Here is a 16662-nt window from a genome sequence, read left to right as displayed (position 1 = left end):
CGCAAGCGTGAATGGCCGTTAATGTTGCATTGCACAATTTGCATTGCTGCCATGCGCCAATGGCACTTTTAAACCGATATGATCCCACCTATTTTCCGTTCGTACACAAACGGAATGATCCGAACTAAAGACGAAACGAGAACTACCATGAACCTGATCCGCAACTACCGCAACTGGCGCCGCTACCGGGAAACCGTTTCCGAGCTGAGCCGCCTGTCGAACCGTGAACTGACCGACCTCGGCATCAGCCGCAGCGACATCCACTACGTCGCCCGCAAGGCGGTCTAATCCGCTTCGGACCGCGAATGGTCCGAACCAGTTTTGAAAGACTAAGACAATGAACCTGATCCGTAGCTACCGTAACTGGCGCGTTTATCGCGAGACGGTTTCCGAGCTGGGTCGGCTTTCGAACCGCCAGCTCCATGATCTCGGCATCGTTCGCGACGAGATCAAGATGATCGCCCGCAAGGCGGTTTGATAAGGAATTTCGCCAGGGTCGACCTCCTCCCCGACCCTGACGGATACGGTCAACCTTTACCTCCTCCCAAAGGTTGACCACCGAAACGGCGCCCGCCGGACCTCCTCCCCCGGCGGGCGTTGTTCCAGAAGCGAACGTAGTTCGTCTTCCACGCGAACGAAGTTCGTCTTCCAAGCGAACGAAGTTCGTCTTCCAAGCGAACGTAGTTCGTCTTCGAAGGTTTCGCCCTTCTAAAAAGGCGAAAGGAATTTCGTCAAAGCCGACCTCCTCCCCGGCGATGACGAATACGGTCGATCTTCACCTCCTCCCGAGGATCGACCCCCAAAACGACACCCGCCGGACCTCCTCCCCCGGCGGGTGTTGTTGTTTTCAGAGCAATTCCAGGAAAAGTGCGCAGCGGTTTTCCGTCCGGAATTGCGTAAAATAAATGGCTAGGGCAGGCTTGCCGCATCGGCTTGTGAAGCCGGCAATTGCATTCGCCGCGTCGAGCGATTATTTCGGCGCTCATGAGCAAAAATCCCGTTCACGTCATCGGCGGCGGCCTCGCCGGCTCCGAAGCCGCATGGCAGATCGCGCAAGCCGGTGTGCCGGTCGTGCTGCATGAAATGCGCCCGGTGCGCGGCACCGACGCGCACAAGACCGAGGGGCTCGCCGAACTCGTCTGCTCCAATTCCTTCCGCTCCGACGATGCCGAGACCAATGCGGTCGGCCTGTTGCATGCCGAGATGCGGCTTGCCGGCTCGCTGATCATGAGCGCCGGCGACGCGCACCAGGTCCCGGCCGGCGGCGCGCTTGCCGTCGACCGCGACGGCTTTTCCGACGCGGTCACAGCGAAGATCAAGGCGCATCCGCTGATCACTATCCAGCGCGAGGAAGTGCCTGGACTGCCGCCGGAGGACTGGGAACAGGCGATCATCGCCACCGGTCCGCTGACCGCGCCCTCGCTGGCACAGTCGATCGCTGACGCCACCGGCGCCGATGCGCTCGCCTTCTTCGACGCCATCGCGCCGATCGTGCATTTCGACACGATCGATATGAATGTCTGCTGGTACCAGTCGCGCTACGACAAGGTCGGCCCCGGCGGCACCGGCAAGGACTACATCAACTGCCCGATGGACAAAGAGCAATATCTCGCCTTCGTGGCGGCGCTGCTGGAAGGACAAAAAACCGAGTTCAAGCAGTGGGAAGGCACGCCCTATTTCGACGGCTGCCTGCCGATCGAAGTGATGGCCGAACGCGGCGTCGAGACGCTGCGCTACGGGCCGATGAAGCCGATGGGCCTGACCAACGTCCACAATCCGTCGGTCAAGGCCTATGCAGTGGTGCAGCTTCGCCAGGACAATGCGCTGGGCACGCTCTACAACATGGTCGGTTTCCAGACCAAGCTAAGGCATGCCGAGCAGGTGCGCATCTTCCGCACCATTCCCGGGCTCGAGAATGCCGAGTTCGCCCGTCTCGGCGGCCTGCACCGCAACACCTACATCAACTCGCCGACGCTGCTCGATCCGTCGCTGCAGCTGAAATCGCGGCCGGGCCTGCGCTTCGCCGGCCAGATCACCGGCTGCGAAGGCTATGTCGAAAGCGCCGCGATCGGCCTGCTCGCCGGCCGCTTCGCCGCCGCAGACCGGCTCGGCCAGGCGCCCTCGCTGCCGCCGCCGACCACGGCCTTCGGCGCGCTGCTCAATCACATCACCGGCGGCCACATCGTCTCGGATGATGAACCCGGCAAACGCTCCTTCCAGCCGATGAACATCAATTTCGGCCTGTTCCCGCCGGTCGAGGCGCCAAAGTCCGAGGGCAAGCGCCTGCGCGGTAAGGACAAAACCGTCGCCAAGCGCAGAACGATTACGGCGCGCGCGCTTGCCGATTGCAGGCAGTGGCTGGGGCTGCCGGTTCAGGCACAGGCAGCGGAATAAGCTTTCGATTCCGATTGGACGACCCATATAAAGTAGGATATCATCCTACTGTATGCATGGAGCGATGCTATGGAGTCCGCCGAGAAACTGTCCGTCACCGTCACGCCAGCCATGGCGCGCATGATCCGCGAAAAGGTCGAGGACGGCTCCTTCGGATCGGCGAGCGAAGTCATCCGCGCAGCGCTGCGCGCCTTCCAGCGCGAAGAGGAAGAGCATGCCGAACGCATCGCCTCGATCCGAGCGCGAGTGAAGGCTTCGCTCGAGGACAAGAGGCCAAACCTTTCCGGGGAAGAGGTTCGCGCCCGATTGGAAAGATACGCCGCTCAATATTCAGGCCGTAACGATGATTCGGCGGCTTGAGGTTGAGTATCGTGAAAGCGCCAACAATAATCTTACTGATATTTTCCGGCATATCGCCGAGGCCAGCGGGAATCCTGATCTCGCGCTGAAATTTGTCCTGCGTATCGAAGACCGCTGTCAACGTATCGGCAATGCTCCTCATGGCGGACGTTCGCTCGATTATATCGTTCCGGGACTGAGAATGGTCCCGTTCGAACATTCCGCCGTCATCACCTATGTCATCGAAAGCAGTATCGTGCGCATCGTCAATGTTTTCTATGGCGGGCGCGACTACGAAGCTTTGATGCGAGGCGGCGAGCCGTCTTAACAGAATAGCTACTCAGCCGGCTCGGCGCTCGCCTCCGGCAATCCCGGCTTCCCCGCCGAACCCGGATTTCTCCGCACATAGGCCGCCTTCAGCGTTTCCGATGTGTCGCGCGAACCGTCATGGCTCCAGCCGGGTGGCTGGATGAGATAGTTGAGGCGCTGGCTGAGCGTCAGTCCCGGCATAGCCGCATCCTTGAACATGCCGATCCACTCGTGGAAGGCGACCTTCAGCGGGTTGAAGGTGCCGATGTTCTTGACGATGCCGTAGCGCGGCTGGTCCTCCTCCAGCTCCTCGACGAAAGTACCGAACATGCGATCCCAGATGATCAGCGTGCCGGCGAAATTGGCGTCGAGATAGCGCGGGTTGGTGGCGTGGTGGACGCGGTGGTGGGAGGGCGTGTTGAAGATGAACTCGAACCAGCCCCACATCTTGCCGATCGTTTCGGTGTGGATCCAGAACTGCCAGACCAGGTTGAAGCCGAAGACGAAGGCGATCACCGCCGGATGGAAGCCGAGCAGCACCAGCGGCGCCTGCAGGACGAAGGTGAAGGTAAAGAGGCCGGTCCAGCTCTGCCTGAGCGCCGTCGAGAGATTGTAGTGCTGGCTGGAATGATGGTTGACGTGTTCGGCCCAGACCCAGCGTACCCGGTGCGCGACGCGGTGATAGACGTAGTAGCGCAGATCATCGAGCAGGAAGGCGGCGACAAACACCCAGATCGACAGGCCGAGATTGAAGAAGCGGAACTGCCAGAGCCATAGCAGCGCCCAGTAGGACACGACACCGAGCAGCAGCCCGGCAACGACATTGCCGGTTCCCATCATCAGGCTGGTCAGCGTGTCGCGCGTCTCGAACGATCCCTTGGCGCGGCCCGTGCGCACCAGCCAGAGCTCGATCAGGATCGCCGTGACGAAGAACGGGATGGCAAGCTGCGTGACCTGCGGGAAGTTGTAGTCGTCCATCACGCAGCCTTTCGGATCTGATCATGGTTCTGCAGCGCCGCTGCCACCGCCCGCGCGTCAGCTTCGTTGGCGAAGGCAAACTTGCCGCCTTTCCAGGTGAAGTCATTCAACCTTAGCGACACCAAATTCCCTTCCCTTGTGAACGCCAGAATGTCCTGCGGTGTGACGATGCGGGTCAGGAAGCAGTCGCCGATACTCTGGACGATGCCACAGCGTTGCGGGCCAAGATCGAGAAACGCGGCATGCCTGTCCGCGGTCAACCTGACCGTGCCAGGCTTCTCGTCTGGAAAATCGTCGGCGAAACGCGCGAGCGCCTGATCAGCAGTGGCGAGGGTGGCGGTAATTGTGCCGCCGGTAAAGTGCACGGCCGCGACCGACAGCGCGATGCCGACCACCACAAGGATGACCAGGACAGGCAGGCTCATGTGAAGGCGTCTCCTCCGGCGGCTCGCTCTTCTTCGGCGGCGAGTCCAGCCGGCAGAACACCTAGCACGATTGACGTTTACGTAAAAGGGGTGCCCAGGCCCCGGGTCGCATGACGCAAGAGCAGCCAGTGCCGGCGCAATGCTGAGAGCGCCGCAGCGCCCTTCAACGGCGACGGCGCTCCCTTTTCCATCTTGTCGAGATAGGCGCGCGTCAGGGCGAGCGGCAGAAAGGCCGGGCGCAGTGACGCGGGGAGAGCCGATGCGCCCTTCTCGAAAGCACCGAGATGTTCTCGCGCCAGCGCAATCGTCGCTGCTACTGCTCGCTCAGCGCCGGCCCCGCCATCGCCCTTGACGAACTCTTCCGGCGTCGTGCCAGCGGCCGCCAGGATGTCTGCGGGCACGTAGCATTGGCCCCGTCGACGGTGCAGCGCCAACAGGAGCAGCAGACCGGTGATCGCCTGCGCGCAGCCGGCCCTGCCCGCCAATTCGGCAAAGCCTGGCGCAGCAGTCGCATCGAGCACCATTGCCGCAAGTTGGATGAGCGCCGCGGCCGTCTCGCCGCAATAACCCTCGAGGTCGGTCCGCGATGGCATCGGATCATCGTAGAGATCGAAGACGCGCGCTTCGAGCATGTTCTCGAAAGCGGCCTTCGGCAGGTGATGGGCGGTAATCGCCGCCCTCAACACATCGGCGGTCGGATGGCCGGTCTCCGCCTCGCCCTCGGCCAAGATGACATCGCGCCACCACTGCAGCCTGACCTCGCCCGGCAGCGGCTCATGGATGCGGTCGCGCACGCCGGCGATCTCGGCATTGAAGGCATAGAGCGCAAGCAAAGCGTCGCGCTTGTTGGCCGGCGCATAGAGTGCCGACAGATAGCGGTCATGGTCGGCGGCACGCACCGCGTCCATGACGATGTTGGACGTGCCGGCCATTCAGTCGACAGCAACAAGGGCCGCGGCCACGGCGCGGTCCTCGGCCAGAAGCACGTTGTAGGTGCGCACGGCCGCTCCCGTCGACATCGGATCTGCCGAGATGCCGGCCTCCTTGAACGCGGTGCGCAACGCTGCCGGCAGCGGCCGCAGATCCTTGCCAGTACCGACCAGCAGGATCTCGACCTTGTCGGCCTGGGCGAACAGCTTGTCGAAGTCGGAGGTCTTCAGCGCCGACGGATCGGCCGGCTCCCAGCCATGGATGCCGGACGGCAGGCAGAGCAGCGAGCCACGATGCGACATGTCGGCAAAGCGAAATCCGCCATTGCCATAGGCCTCGATCGGCGCCCTGCCCGGGAAATGCGCCTCGCGGATGATGATGCCTTTGGCCATGGGTCTAGAGCACGATGCCGAAAAGTGTGGAGCGGTTTTCGGAAGACATCATGCTCTATCTCTTTGATTTAGAGCCGGATTCAAATTTCAGGTCGACTCGACCTGAAATCATCCGGCACCAGAGCATGATCTCGAAAAGTGGGAACCGGTTTTTCGGAAAAGATCATGCTCTCCAACAAAAGACTAGATCAGGATGACGGTTCAACAAAACGCCATCCTGATCTAGCGGCGTCAGGTTGCCACGGCCTTGCCGTTCGCCGGCTTCGTCTCTTCGGCGGTCGCGGCCTGCGGCCTGAGCTTGAAGAGGATCAGCAGCGGCGCGGCGATGAAGATCGACGAATAGGTGCCGAACACCACGCCGAACAACATTGCCAGAGTGAAGGAACGGATCACCTCGCCGCCGAACATAACCAGCGCCAGCAGCGCCAGGGCCGTCGTCACCGAGGTCAGCGTGGTTCTGGACAGCGTCTCGTTGATGGCGTTGTTGAGAAGCTGCGGCAGCGGCATCTTCTTGTATTTTCTAAGATCCTCGCGAACGCGGTCGTAGACGACGATCGTATCGTTCAGCGAATAGCCTATGATCGTCAGGATCGCCGCCAGCGACGACTGGTTGAATTCCAGCCCCGATATGACGAAGAAGCCGATGGTCATCACCACGTCGTGCACGGTGGCGACAATGGCGCCGACCGCGAACTGCCATTCGAAGCGGAACCAGACATAGAGAAGGATGCCGACCAGCGCGATCAGCATCGCGATCGTGCCTTGCTTCGCCAGTTCTCCGGAGACCGTCGGTCCCACCACCTCGACGCGGCGGAAGTCGTACTGGTCCTGCAGTTCGCCCCGCACCTTGTCGATGACGGTCTGCTCGGCATTCTCGCCGGCATCTTGTGTTCCGACGCGGATCAGGACGTCGTTCGGCTGACCGAATTGCTGCACCTGAATCTCGCCGATGTTGAGCTCGGACAGCCTGCCACGGATGTCAGCGAGATCGGCGTTGCCCTGCTTCGCCTGCACCTCGATCATCGAGCCGCCCTTGAAGTCGATGCCGTAATTTATGTCGATGGTCAGGAACCCGACGACCGACAGGATCGACAGCAGGCTGGACAGCGCGAAGGTCCAGCGGCGGATGCCCATGAACGGGATCTTGGTGCCGGGCGGAATGAAGGTAACCGGCGCGCGCGGCAGTTCCTTCGGGCGGGCCCGGCGCAACCAGATCGCCACCAGCATGCGGGTGAAGGTGAAGGCGGTAAAGACCGTGGTCAGGATGCCGATGGCGTAGGTGATGGCGAAGCCCTTGACCGGACCGGTGCCGAGCCAGAACAGCACCACGGTCGCGATCAGCGAGGTGACGTTGGAATCGACAATCGTCGCCAGTGCCTTGGAGAAGCCGGTGTCGATCGCCTGGATCACCGAGCGGCCGTTCCGTCGCTCTTCGCGGATGCGCTCATAGATCAAAACGTTCGAGTCCACCGCCATGCCGATGGTGAGCACGATACCGGCGATACCCGGCAAGGTCAGCGTTGCGCCGAGCAGCGACAGCGCGCCCACGATCATCGCAACGTGCACGGCCAAGGCCACATTGGCGAGGAAGCCGAGGAATCCGTAAGCGACGAACATGAAGGCGACGACAAGGATCGAACCGATAATGCCTGCGATCTTGCCCGCATGGATCGAGTCCTGACCAAGGCCCGGACCCACCGTGCGTTCTTCAATGATGGTCAGTTTTGCCGGCAAGGCGCCGGCGCGCAAAAGCACGGCGAGATCGTTGGCGCTTTCGGCGGTGAAATTGCCGGAAATCTGTCCGGTTCCGCCAAGGATCGGCTCGCGGATGACAGGCGCCGAGATGACCTGATTGTCGAGCACGATGGCAAAGGGCTTGCCGACATTCTGCTGGGTCGCTTGACCGAACCGGGTGGCACCGCGCGAATTGAACGTAAAGGAGACCACCGGCTCATTGGTCTGCGAATTGTAGGTTGGCGTCGCTTGCGACAGGTCCTCACCCGACACGATGACGCGGTTCTCGATCAAATAGGGCACCGGCGGATCGTCTTGTGAGTAGAGGATCGAGTCGCCAGCCGGCGGCCGCCCCTTCAGCGCGTCCTGGACAGGCACCGACGTATCGACCATCTGGAACGTCAGCTTGGCGGTCTGGCCGATAATATCCTTAAGTCGCTGAGGATTCTGAAGACCGGGTACCTGAACGAGAATACGGTCGTCACCCTGTCGCTGGACGATCGGCTCCGTGGTGCCAAGCGCGTTGACGCGCCGTTCGACCACCTCGATTGCCTGTGACAGCGCCGTAGATGTCCGATACTTGAGGCCAGCGTCGGTGACGGTAAATCTCAGTAGCCCAGGTTCTGAATCGTCCAGCGTCATCGACTGAACGGATCCGCCAGTGAATAGACTGGCATTGACTGGATTGGTTATGGGCTTCAGCGCTGCCTTGGCGGCATCGACTTGATTTGCATCGTTGATGCGAACCTGAACGGTGCGGCCGGAGCCTGAAAGTCCGGTATAATTGATCTTGGCATCGCGCAGCAGCGTCCTGATCTCGTCGCGCGTCGTCTCCAGCTGATCCTTGATCAGGTCGTTCTGATCCATCTGGAGCAGGATGTGCGATCCGCCCTGAAGATCGAGGCCGAGCGTCATCTGCCGCTTCGGCACCCAGCTCGGCAGTTGCGCCAGCGTGCTTGCCGGGAACAGGTTGGGCGCGGCGAGGATCACTGTGACGGCCACGGCCAGCCAGATCAGGATCATCTTCAGGCGCGAGAAATACAGCATTCGTTCTTATCCGTTCAGGCGTACAAGCGGCAGCGTTCCGCCATCGAGGTGATGATTACTTCTTGGCGTTCTGGTTCGCCACTGGCTCGCCCTTGACGCGCACGTCAGAGATCGTCGAGCGCAGCGCCGTCACCTTGGTTCCGCCGCCAAGGTCGATCTCCAGCTCATTGTCGTCGATCACCTTGGTCACCTTGCCGACGAAGCCGCCGCCGGTCACCACCGTATCGCCGCGGCGCACCGCGGCCAGCATTTCCTGGCGCTTCTTCAACTGCGTGCGTTGCGGCCTGATGATCAGAAAATACATGATCACGAAAATCAGGACAAACGGCAAAATGCTGATGAACATATCGGGCGAGGTGCCGACGCCTTGGGCGTATGCCGGTGTGACGAACATCAAGAAACTCCTGGATGGTGAAATACGCCGGGACGGCCCCGCGAAAATTTGGGCGGAATATAGTCGGTAAAGTTGCCAATGCAACTCCGCGACCCGTCGAATCCGTTGCTTTTCCAGCCGTTTGGCGCGTGCTAGAGCGTCGCAGCCGGAAGCCACCTGGAGATGGCCGAAAAGATCGTGCTCTAACAAAAGCTTGCGGTTGGTCCTTGGTGCGTAGCCATGAAGCCGCTTCACGTTGCAAGATGCCTGAACGAAAAGACCTCGAAATGACCGATAGCCTGGACGCCCTGAGCAAAAAGCTCGACCGCCTGATCGAGGCGGTCTCCCGCCTTGCCCCGCCCCCTGTTCCGGAGACTGACCTCGGCGTGGCCGACTGCTTCGTATGGCAGGCCGATCCCGGCTATCTGGAGCCGGTGCGCAAGGTCAACCGCGTCGACATCGGCCTAATCCGCGGCGTCGACCGCGTCCGCGACATCCTGCTCGACAACACCGAACGCTTCGCGTCCGGCTTTGCCGCCAACAATGTGCTGCTCTGGGGCGCGCGCGGCATGGGCAAGTCGTCGCTGGTCAAGGCCGTGCACGCCAAGGTCAATGTCTCGGACAAGCTCGACCGGCCGCTGAAGCTGATCGAGATCCACCGCGAGGACATCGACACGCTGCCCAAGCTGATGGGTCTGCTCAAGGCTGCCCCCTGTCGCTTCATCCTGTTTTGCGACGACCTTTCCTTCGACCATGACGACACCTCCTACAAGTCGCTGAAGGCGGCGCTCGAAGGCGGCGTCGAAGGTCGGCCGGCCAATGTGATCTTCTACGCCACCTCGAACCGGCGGCATCTCTTGCCGCGCGACATGATCGACAACGAGCGCTCGACCGCCATCAACCCTTCCGAGGCGGTGGAGGAAAAGGTTTCGCTGTCTGACCGGTTCGGCCTGTGGCTCGGCTTCCACAAATGCTCGCAGGATGAGTATCTCGATATGATCGACGGCTATGTCCGTTACCACGACCTGACAATCGATCCCGAAACGCTGCGCACGGAAGCGCTGGAATGGGCGACGACGCGCGGCAGCCGCTCCGGCCGCGTCGCCTGGCAGTTCACCCAGGATCTTGCCGGCCGCCTCGGCAGGCCGCTCAAGGATTGATCCAGGATTGGTCGCCGGCACTGAAAAAGCCCGCCCCTGGCGGAGCGGGCTGAAGACGGCGGGCCGGACTGGAGGTCAGGCGGCCCGCAATTGTTCTTGTTCTATTCGAGATAGCCGCTCGGATCGACGGGGGCGGAGTTCTTGCGCACCTCGAAGTGCAGCTTCGGCGAGTCCGTCGTGCCGCTCATCCCGGACAGCGCGATCTCCTGGCCGCGCTTGACCTTCTGGCCACGCTGCACCTCGATCGAGCTGGCATGGCCATAGACGGTGACCAGGCCGTTCTCATGGCGCACCAGCACCGTGTTGCCGAACTCCTTGAGGCCGTCGCCGGCATAGATGACGACACCGTTCTCGGCCGCCTTGATCGGCGTTCCTTCCGGCACCGCGATGTCGACGCCGTCCTTGCCGGAGCCGAAGCCGGAGATGACGCGGCCGCGCACCGGCCAGCGCATCTTGCCGATGCCGGTTGCATCCGGCGCCACCGCTTCGTCGTCCTCGGCCTGCTGGATGACCTTGGCGTCCTTCTTCGGCGGCGTGTAGGAAGCGAGCGTCTCTGATGGCGTGGTCTTTGCCGGCGCCGGCGTGGTCGCCGTCGTCACCGGATCGACGGCCGGCTTGGTCGCGGCGGGCTTGGCGGCGGCGACGGCAACGGTACCGCCGGCCGGAACCTTGAGCGTCTGGCCGATCTTCAAGAGGCTGTCCTTCATGCCGTTGGCCTGCTTGAGCGCCGTGGCGCTGACACCAGTCTTCCGGGCGATGGAAGACAGGGAATCGCCCTGCTGGACGGTGTAGGTGCCGCCGGCGCCCGCCGGCTTTGCCTCAGCCATCTGCGGCGTGGGCTTGGCGTTCTTCGAGCCGCTGGCGGCAGCCGATGCATCGACCTGCGCGGCGGACTTGCCATCCTTGAGCTTCGGCTGCTGCGGCAAAACGGCAACCTTCTCCGGCACGCCGGCAGGCTGCTTCGGCGTGACGGGCTTGGTGGCGTCGGCAACCTTCGGCCCGGCCTTGCTCGAATAGGCGTAGGCGGGGATGACGATCTTCTGGCCTGTCCTGATGCCCTTGTTGGCATCGAGCCCATTGACCTTGATGATCGCATCGGCCGGCACATGATATTGCCGTGCGAGACCGGAAATCGTCTCGCCTTCCCTCACCACGATCTCGGTGGCGTGCGGCGCGGCACTTGCGTTGCGCACGGCATCGGGCTCGGCGGTCTTGAATGGCTTCGCGGCCGGCGCGATGGTGCCGGTAGTCGCCTTGTCGAGATGCGGCGCGGCGGGAGCTGGCGCCAGCGCCGGGGCTGAAGCGATACGCATCGGCTTGGCGGGCGCTGCCGGCGCCGAGGGCGGCGGCAGCTGCTGTGAGGTCACCGGCTCGAGGCTGGAGCGGCTCACCGACTGAGTATGACTGCCGTCTACCGGCGCCGGCGCGACCGTATCGCCCGGATAGGGCTGGTCGACACCCTGCTTGTTGATGATGGCGCGCTGGTTGTTGGTGGACGAGGTGAACACGTCGTCGACACCATTGAAGCGCATGGCCTGCGAGCTGCACCCGGCCGCCGCGCCGGCGATCATGAGGACGGCGCAGCCGCGCGCCAGATTGCGTCCGTTTGCCTTCAAACTATTGAATTGCATCGCAGTAACCCGCACAGACCCGGTACAAACTGGTCTTGATTAAAGCGCGTTAATGTTACTGGCCGGTTAACCCATTAGAATCCGGCGAAAATTTTCTTAAAACTTTTTTGGGGTGCCTCGGGGCGGACTGAGATTCAGGTCAGGCCGAGTCGGGAATGATCGTCTCTGAGAGCCGGATCGGAGCGTAACTGCCACGCCACTCTTATGCTATGGATACTTCCGCCGGCGAAGGCCGGAAGCGCAGGAAGCCGCCATTTGCAGGCCGGCCCTCACCTGAATCCAACCCCGCTAGATGACCGCGGCGACGCTGCGCAGGATCGGCTGCAGCCTGACCATGCCGATGTCCTCGCGCTCGAAACGGCTGCCGACCTTGGTGAGCTTGGCCAGCACCTGCTCGCCCTCTTCCGGGCCGATCGGCGCGATGACGATGCCGCCGCTCGACAATTGGTCGAGCAGGAAGCGCGGCAGGCTGTCGAAGGCCGCCCAGGCGAGGATACGGTCGAACGGCCCTTCGTTGGGCAAGCCATTGGAGGCGTCCGCCTGGCGCGCGATGACATTGCCGATGCCAAGCGCCTCGAAGCGCTGCTTTGCCTGTTCGGTCAAGGTCTTGTAGCGGTCGACGGTCACGACGCGCGCGGCAAGCCTGGACATCACCGCAGCCGTATATCCCGACCCGGTGCCGATCTCGAGCACGCGGTTGCCCGGCTCGATGGCTAAAGCCGCGATCACCGCCGCCTGCAGGTCCGCACCCTCGATCGCTTCGCCGCATTCGATCGGCAGCATGCCCTCCGACCAGGCGATCGAATGAAATTGCGCGGACAGGAAACCGCGCCGCGGCGTCGCCTCGAAGGCGGCGATCAACGCCTTCGGCGCCGTGCCCCGGCCGCGCAGACGGAGCAGGAAAGCGGCAAAACCTTCGCGGTCGTCCATGGTCATGACAGGGCCTTGGTCAGCTGGTCGCGGAGTTCATGGGCGGTGAGGTCGAGCTGCAGCGGCGTCACCGACACCAGCCGGTTGCGCAACGCATGGAGGTCGGTGCCCTTCTTGCCTTCGACCGGCTCGCGGCCGAAGCGCAGCCAATAGTAAGGCAGGCCGCGACCGTCGCGGCGCTCATCCACCCAGAGGCTGTGCACCAGCTTGCCCTGCGAGGTGACGACCGTGCCCTCGATTTCGTCGGGCGCGCAGTTCGGGAAATTGACATTGAGCAGAACCCCGTCCGGCAGCGGCGTCGCGATCAGCTTCTTGAGCAGCGCCGGCGCCAGCGCCTCCGTCGTCTCGTAAGGAACGACGCGGTCCTCGCCGACATAGGAATAGGCCTGGCTCACCGCGATCGAGCGCACGCCGAGCAGCGCGCCTTCCATGGCACCGGCAACGGTGCCGGAATAGGTGACGTCGTCAGCGATGTTGGCCCCGGAATTGACGCCCGACAGGATGAGGTCGGGCGGTCCTGGCAGGATCTTTTTCGTGCCCATGATGACGCAGTCGGTCGGCGTGCCGCGCACGGCGTAATGCTTCTCGCCGACCGTCCTCAGTCGCAGCGGCTCCGAGATCGACAGCGAATGCGCATAGCCCGACTGGTCCTGCTCGGGCGCCACCACCCAGACATCATCCGAGAGCGTGCGGGCGATGCGTTCGAGCGACGCCAGCCCCTCGGCATGGATGCCGTCATCGTTGGTCAGCAGGATGCGCATGGACTCATTTCGATTCGATCTTGGCGAGGCCACCCATGTAAGGCCGCAGCACTTCAGGAATGGTTACGCTGCCGTCCTCATTCTGGTAGTTTTCCATGACGGCAATAAGAGCGCGGCCGACCGCGGTGCCCGAACCGTTGAGGGTGTGGACGAAGCGGTTGCCCTTGCCGTCCTTGTCCTTGTAGCGGGCATCCATGCGCCGCGCCTGGAAGTCGCCGCAGACCGAGCAGGACGAGATTTCGCGATAGGCGTTCTGGCCCGGCAGCCAGACCTCGATGTCATAGGTCTTGCGCGCGCCAAAACCCATGTCGCCGGTGCAGAGCGTCACCGTGCGGAACGGCAGGCCGAGGCGCTTCAGCACTTCCTCGGCGCATTGCGTCATGCGCTCATGCTCGGCGAGCGAGCTTTCCTGATCGGTGATCGAGACCAACTCGACCTTGTAGAATTGGTGCTGGCGCAGCATGCCGCGCGTGTCGCGGCCGGCGGAGCCCGCTTCCGAGCGGAAGCACGGCGTCAGCGCCGTGTAGCGCAGCGGCAGCTTTTCATGGGCCGTGATCTCCTCGCGCACGAGGTTGGTGAGCGGCACCTCAGCGGTTGGGATCAGGCCAAGGCGGCCGTCGCCATGCGGCGTGAAGAACAGATCGAGCTCGAATTTCGGCAATTGGTTGGTGCCGAACAGGACCTCGTCGCGCACCATCAGAGGCGGCTGGATCTCTTCATAGCCATGTTCGGTCGTGTGGAGATCAAGCATGAACTGGCCGATGGCCCGCTCCATGCGCGCGAGCTGGCTCTTCAGCACCGTGAAGCGCGATCCCGACAGTTTCGCCGCCCGCTCGAAATCCATCATGCCGAGCGCTTCGCCGATTTCGAAATGCTCCTTCACCCAGTTCGGGCGCGTCGGCACCTCGCCGACGATGCGCTTGACGACGTTGTCGTGCTCGTCCTTGCCGACCGGCACGTCATCGAGCGGAACATTGGGCAACACCGCGAGAGCGTCGTTCAGCGCCTTGTCGAGCTCGCGCTCGCGCGCCTCGCCGTTCTGGATGAAGGCCTTGATATCGCTGACTTCGCCCTTGAGCTTTTCCGCCAACGCAGCGTCGCCCGAACGCATGGCGTTGCCGATCTCCTTCGAGGCGGCGTTACGGCGCTCCTGCTTGACCTGCAGTTCGCTGAGATGCGCGCGCCGCGCCTCATCCCTGGCGATCAGCTCATCGACGGTGGACTGCGCCTCGCCTGCCGACCACGAGCGCTTCACCAGCGCATCGACAAGAGCGATTGGATTTTCGCGAATCCATTTGATGTCAAGCATGATTGATCCGTCCTCAAACTAAGGTTCGAGGGCGTAAACCGCATCCGTCATCGATGCAAGCTGGCATGCCGAAGAGGCCGCTATTTTCCGGCCCCGACGCCGCGTCGTCTCAGCTTGACGAGGTGTCCGGCGCCTTGTCGGCAACCGTGCCGCCGCTCTCCCGCCGCTCGCGTGCCAGGCGGTCACGCTCCTGGCTGCGCTCGATCATGCGCGAGGAGAAGATGGCGACCTCGTAGAGCACGATGGTCGGAAGGGCGAGGCCGATCTGGCTCATCGGGTCGGGCGGGGTCAGCACCGCGGCGACGACGAAGGCGATGACGATCGCCCATTTGCGCTTCTCGGCCAGTGCCCGCGAGGACAAGAGTCCGACGCGCGTCAAAAGGCTGGTCACCACCGGCAGTTGGAACACTAGGCCGAAGGAGAAGATCAGCGTCATGATCAGGCTGAGATATTCCGATACCTTCGGCAGCAGCGATATCTGCACCTGGTCGTTGGTGCCGACCTGCTGCATGGCGAGGAAGAACCACATCACCATCGGCGTGAAGAAGAAATAGACCAGCGAGGCTCCCATCAGGAACAGGATGGGCGACGCGATCAGGAACGGCAGGAAGGCGCTGCGCTCGTTCTTGTAGAGGCCTGGCGCGATGAACTTGTATATCTGCGTGGCGATCAGCGGGAAGGCGATGACCATGCCGCCGAACATGGCAAGCTTCACCTGAGTGAAGAAGAACTCCTGCGGCGCCGTGTAGATCAGCTCGACCTTGTGCGGGTCGAGCCCGGCCCATTGCGTCGCCCATTTGAACGGGATGACCAGAAGGTTGAACAGGCGCTTGGCGAAGAAGAAGCAGACGAGAAACGCGATGAAGAAGCCGCCCAGCGACCAGATCAGCCGCCGGCGCAGCTCGATGAGGTGCTCGATCAGCGGTGCCGACGATTTCTCGATCTCGTCTCTTTCCTGATCCGAAACGCTCACTTGGCGGCTCCCGCCGTCTTCTTGGTGTCGGCGACCTTCTTTGCAGCCGGCTTCTTCGCCGCAGTGGGTTTGGCTTCAGCCTTGGGCGCCATCTTCTTGGCGGGCGCTACCGCCTTTGCCGAAGCCGGCGCGGATTTTGTCGGGATCTTCGCCGCGGGAGCCTTGGTCGATGCTGCCTTCGTCGCGGCACCGGCCGCCTTCGCCTTCGGCGCCGCCGCCTTTTTCAACGGCTGGGCGGGCGTAGCCGTCGCGACAATCGGCGCGGTCACGGCCGCGTCGGTCATTGCCGGAAAGATCGGCGCGGCCGCAGCCGCTTCAGTCCCGTTGACGCCAGGCATTTCGGTTGCGCCGTTTTTGAGCGGCTCGGCCGCTTGCGGCGTCGATGCCGCCGCATCGGCCGACTTGGGCTTCATCATCGTATCGACGCCCGCCCGCACATCAGCGGCCGCCTGCTCGAACGGATTGAGCTGCTTGCGGATTTCGGTCATCGGATTGAGGCCGCGAAGACTGTCGACCGAACTCTTGACGTCGTCGAGTTCGGCCTCCTTTAAGGCGTCGTTGAACTGCTTCTGGAAATCGGCCGCCATGGCGCGCAGTTTGGCCGCTGTGCGGCCGAAAGTGCGCAGCATGTTGGGCAAATCCTTCGGCCCGACGACCACGATCATGACGACCGCGATCACCAGCAGTTCGCTCCAACCGACTTCGAACATGGCGATCTATTCCAACGAGAGCTGTTCCAACGAGAGCCTGGGGCTCAGCTCTTGCTGACCTTTTCCTTGCCCGGCGAAACGGTCTCGTCGGCACGATGCTCGACGGTACGCTTGTCGTCGGCATCGTCGTCAGCCATGCCCTTCTTGAAGCTCTTGATGCCCTTGGCCATGTCGCCCATCAGCTCCGGCAGCTTGCCGCGGCCGAACAGCAGCAGCACGATGACCAGAACGATCAGCCAGTGCCATATCGATAGTGAACCCATAACA

General features: G+C 62.6%; 19 protein-coding genes. 6 read left to right on the top strand and 13 right to left on the bottom strand.

Translation table 11 applies throughout. From position 1 onward, the window contains the following. Window positions 1-147 precede the first annotated feature (147 nt). From QAZ47_RS18270 to QAZ47_RS18250, 5 genes are all read left to right on the top strand, one after another. On the top strand, window positions 148-288 hold the full coding sequence (locus QAZ47_RS18270; protein WP_071031999.1) for a DUF1127 domain-containing protein: 141 nt from the start codon (window positions 148-150) through the stop codon (window positions 286-288). Window positions 289-337: 49 nt separating this feature from the next. Continuing rightward, entirely contained in the window at window positions 338-478 is a 141-nt protein-coding gene (locus tag QAZ47_RS18265; RefSeq protein WP_071096637.1) for a DUF1127 domain-containing protein, read from the top strand. 506 nt (window positions 479-984) lie between these two features. Beyond that, window positions 985-2394: a methylenetetrahydrofolate--tRNA-(uracil(54)-C(5))-methyltransferase (FADH(2)-oxidizing) TrmFO gene (gene trmFO / locus QAZ47_RS18260; RefSeq protein WP_278230287.1), complete on the top strand. Its 1410-nt coding sequence runs from the start codon at window positions 985-987 to the stop codon at window positions 2392-2394. A 69-nt stretch (window positions 2395-2463) separates the two neighbouring features. Continuing rightward, the gene (locus QAZ47_RS18255) at window positions 2464-2754 is read left to right on the top strand and encodes a type II toxin-antitoxin system ParD family antitoxin (protein ID WP_278202120.1); all 291 of its coding nucleotides are present in this window, start codon (window positions 2464-2466) and stop codon (window positions 2752-2754) included. Then, window positions 2738-3061 (top strand): type II toxin-antitoxin system RelE/ParE family toxin, encoded by a 324-nt coding sequence (locus QAZ47_RS18250; RefSeq protein WP_278202119.1) that lies wholly within the window; start codon window positions 2738-2740, stop codon window positions 3059-3061. The genes QAZ47_RS18255 and QAZ47_RS18250 overlap by 17 nt, the downstream gene beginning before the upstream one ends. 8 nt (window positions 3062-3069) lie before the next feature. Here the strand turns inward: QAZ47_RS18250 and QAZ47_RS18245 are convergent, their stop codons facing one another. From QAZ47_RS18245 to yajC, 6 genes are all read right to left on the bottom strand, one after another. Continuing rightward, window positions 3070-4020: a sterol desaturase family protein gene (locus QAZ47_RS18245; protein ID WP_278230286.1), complete on the bottom strand. Its 951-nt coding sequence runs from the start codon at window positions 4018-4020 to the stop codon at window positions 3070-3072. After that, window positions 4020-4445: a hypothetical protein gene (locus QAZ47_RS18240; RefSeq protein ID WP_278202117.1), complete on the bottom strand. Its 426-nt coding sequence runs from the start codon at window positions 4443-4445 to the stop codon at window positions 4020-4022. The genes QAZ47_RS18245 and QAZ47_RS18240 overlap by 1 nt, the downstream gene beginning before the upstream one ends. A 77-nt stretch (window positions 4446-4522) precedes the next feature. Beyond that, window positions 4523-5377 carry a phytoene/squalene synthase family protein gene (locus QAZ47_RS18235; RefSeq protein ID WP_278230285.1) on the bottom strand — a complete coding sequence of 285 codons (855 nt, stop codon included), beginning with the start codon at window positions 5375-5377 and terminating at the stop codon, window positions 4523-4525. Next, the gene (locus QAZ47_RS18230; RefSeq protein WP_278202114.1) at window positions 5378-5767 is read right to left on the bottom strand and encodes an Mth938-like domain-containing protein; all 390 of its coding nucleotides are present in this window, start codon (window positions 5765-5767) and stop codon (window positions 5378-5380) included. Window positions 5768-5998: 231 nt separating this feature from the next. Continuing rightward, window positions 5999-8548, bottom strand: coding sequence for a protein translocase subunit SecDF (secDF, locus tag QAZ47_RS18225; protein WP_278230284.1), 2550 nt, complete (start codon window positions 8546-8548; stop codon window positions 5999-6001). 55 nt (window positions 8549-8603) lie between these two features. Next, complete coding sequence (gene yajC, locus QAZ47_RS18220; RefSeq protein WP_067000009.1) at window positions 8604-8942, bottom strand: preprotein translocase subunit YajC; 339 nt, start codon at window positions 8940-8942, stop codon at window positions 8604-8606. Window positions 8943-9208: 266 nt separating this feature from the next. Here yajC and QAZ47_RS18215 point away from each other — a divergent pair, with 266 nt between their 5' ends. Next, window positions 9209-10081 carry an ATP-binding protein gene (locus QAZ47_RS18215; RefSeq protein ID WP_278230283.1) on the top strand — a complete coding sequence of 291 codons (873 nt, stop codon included), beginning with the start codon at window positions 9209-9211 and terminating at the stop codon, window positions 10079-10081. Window positions 10082-10182: 101 nt separating this feature from the next. On the opposite strand, the gene QAZ47_RS18210 is transcribed toward QAZ47_RS18215, so the two are convergent. From QAZ47_RS18210 to QAZ47_RS18180, 7 genes are all read right to left on the bottom strand, one after another. Next, window positions 10183-11712 (bottom strand): peptidoglycan DD-metalloendopeptidase family protein, encoded by a 1530-nt coding sequence (locus tag QAZ47_RS18210; protein ID WP_278230282.1) that lies wholly within the window; start codon window positions 11710-11712, stop codon window positions 10183-10185. A 288-nt stretch (window positions 11713-12000) separates the two neighbouring features. Next, window positions 12001-12648: a protein-L-isoaspartate(D-aspartate) O-methyltransferase gene (locus QAZ47_RS18205; protein WP_278073034.1), complete on the bottom strand. Its 648-nt coding sequence runs from the start codon at window positions 12646-12648 to the stop codon at window positions 12001-12003. Continuing rightward, window positions 12645-13403: a 5'/3'-nucleotidase SurE gene (surE, locus tag QAZ47_RS18200; RefSeq protein WP_278073033.1), complete on the bottom strand. Its 759-nt coding sequence runs from the start codon at window positions 13401-13403 to the stop codon at window positions 12645-12647. The genes QAZ47_RS18205 and surE overlap by 4 nt, the downstream gene beginning before the upstream one ends. 4 nt (window positions 13404-13407) lie before the next feature. Continuing rightward, window positions 13408-14712: a serine--tRNA ligase gene (serS, locus tag QAZ47_RS18195; protein WP_278230281.1), complete on the bottom strand. Its 1305-nt coding sequence runs from the start codon at window positions 14710-14712 to the stop codon at window positions 13408-13410. A gap of 109 nt (window positions 14713-14821) precedes the next feature. Next, complete coding sequence (gene tatC / locus QAZ47_RS18190; protein WP_278230280.1) at window positions 14822-15685, bottom strand: twin-arginine translocase subunit TatC; 864 nt, start codon at window positions 15683-15685, stop codon at window positions 14822-14824. Further along, window positions 15682-16395 carry a Sec-independent protein translocase protein TatB gene (gene tatB, locus QAZ47_RS18185; RefSeq protein ID WP_278230279.1) on the bottom strand — a complete coding sequence of 238 codons (714 nt, stop codon included), beginning with the start codon at window positions 16393-16395 and terminating at the stop codon, window positions 15682-15684. Before tatB ends, tatC begins: the two co-directional genes overlap by 4 nt. A gap of 44 nt (window positions 16396-16439) precedes the next feature. After that, window positions 16440-16658, bottom strand: coding sequence for a twin-arginine translocase TatA/TatE family subunit (locus QAZ47_RS18180; RefSeq protein ID WP_278073029.1), 219 nt, complete (start codon window positions 16656-16658; stop codon window positions 16440-16442). Between the last annotated feature and the right edge of the window lie 4 nt (window positions 16659-16662).

Origin of the sequence: Mesorhizobium sp. WSM4904, assembly GCF_029674545.1 — a bacterium.
GTDB lineage: Bacteria > Pseudomonadota > Alphaproteobacteria > Rhizobiales > Rhizobiaceae > Mesorhizobium.
The sequence above is the reverse complement of the archived record's forward strand: the minus strand, read 5'-3'. Positions and strand labels throughout refer to the sequence as shown.

Excerpts from the sequence above, each read along its gene's own strand:
- surE (WP_278073033.1), bottom strand. The coding sequence starts at position 13,403 with ATGCGCATCCTGCTGACCAACGATGACGGCATCCATGCCGAGGGGCTG.
- QAZ47_RS18205 (WP_278073034.1), bottom strand. The coding sequence starts at position 12,648 with ATGACCATGGACGACCGCGAAGGTTTTGCCGCTTTCCTGCTCCGTCTG.
- QAZ47_RS18245 (WP_278230286.1), bottom strand. The coding sequence starts at position 4,020 with ATGGACGACTACAACTTCCCGCAGGTCACGCAGCTTGCCATCCCGTTC.
- serS (WP_278230281.1), bottom strand. The coding sequence starts at position 14,712 with ATGCTTGACATCAAATGGATTCGCGAAAATCCAATCGCTCTTGTCGAT.
- QAZ47_RS18255 (WP_278202120.1), top strand. The coding sequence starts at position 2,464 with ATGGAGTCCGCCGAGAAACTGTCCGTCACCGTCACGCCAGCCATGGCG.
- QAZ47_RS18265 (WP_071096637.1), top strand. The coding sequence starts at position 338 with ATGAACCTGATCCGTAGCTACCGTAACTGGCGCGTTTATCGCGAGACG.
- trmFO (WP_278230287.1), top strand. The coding sequence starts at position 985 with ATGAGCAAAAATCCCGTTCACGTCATCGGCGGCGGCCTCGCCGGCTCC.
- QAZ47_RS18250 (WP_278202119.1), top strand. The coding sequence starts at position 2,738 with ATGATTCGGCGGCTTGAGGTTGAGTATCGTGAAAGCGCCAACAATAAT.
- QAZ47_RS18235 (WP_278230285.1), bottom strand. The coding sequence starts at position 5,377 with ATGGCCGGCACGTCCAACATCGTCATGGACGCGGTGCGTGCCGCCGAC.
- QAZ47_RS18180 (WP_278073029.1), bottom strand. The coding sequence starts at position 16,658 with ATGGGTTCACTATCGATATGGCACTGGCTGATCGTTCTGGTCATCGTG.
- yajC (WP_067000009.1), bottom strand. The coding sequence starts at position 8,942 with ATGTTCGTCACACCGGCATACGCCCAAGGCGTCGGCACCTCGCCCGAT.
- QAZ47_RS18230 (WP_278202114.1), bottom strand. The coding sequence starts at position 5,767 with ATGGCCAAAGGCATCATCATCCGCGAGGCGCATTTCCCGGGCAGGGCG.
- secDF (WP_278230284.1), bottom strand. The coding sequence starts at position 8,548 with ATGCTGTATTTCTCGCGCCTGAAGATGATCCTGATCTGGCTGGCCGTG.
- QAZ47_RS18240 (WP_278202117.1), bottom strand. The coding sequence starts at position 4,445 with ATGAGCCTGCCTGTCCTGGTCATCCTTGTGGTGGTCGGCATCGCGCTG.
- QAZ47_RS18215 (WP_278230283.1), top strand. The coding sequence starts at position 9,209 with ATGACCGATAGCCTGGACGCCCTGAGCAAAAAGCTCGACCGCCTGATC.
- QAZ47_RS18210 (WP_278230282.1), bottom strand. The coding sequence starts at position 11,712 with ATGCAATTCAATAGTTTGAAGGCAAACGGACGCAATCTGGCGCGCGGC.
- tatB (WP_278230279.1), bottom strand. The coding sequence starts at position 16,395 with ATGTTCGAAGTCGGTTGGAGCGAACTGCTGGTGATCGCGGTCGTCATG.
- QAZ47_RS18270 (WP_071031999.1), top strand. The coding sequence starts at position 148 with ATGAACCTGATCCGCAACTACCGCAACTGGCGCCGCTACCGGGAAACC.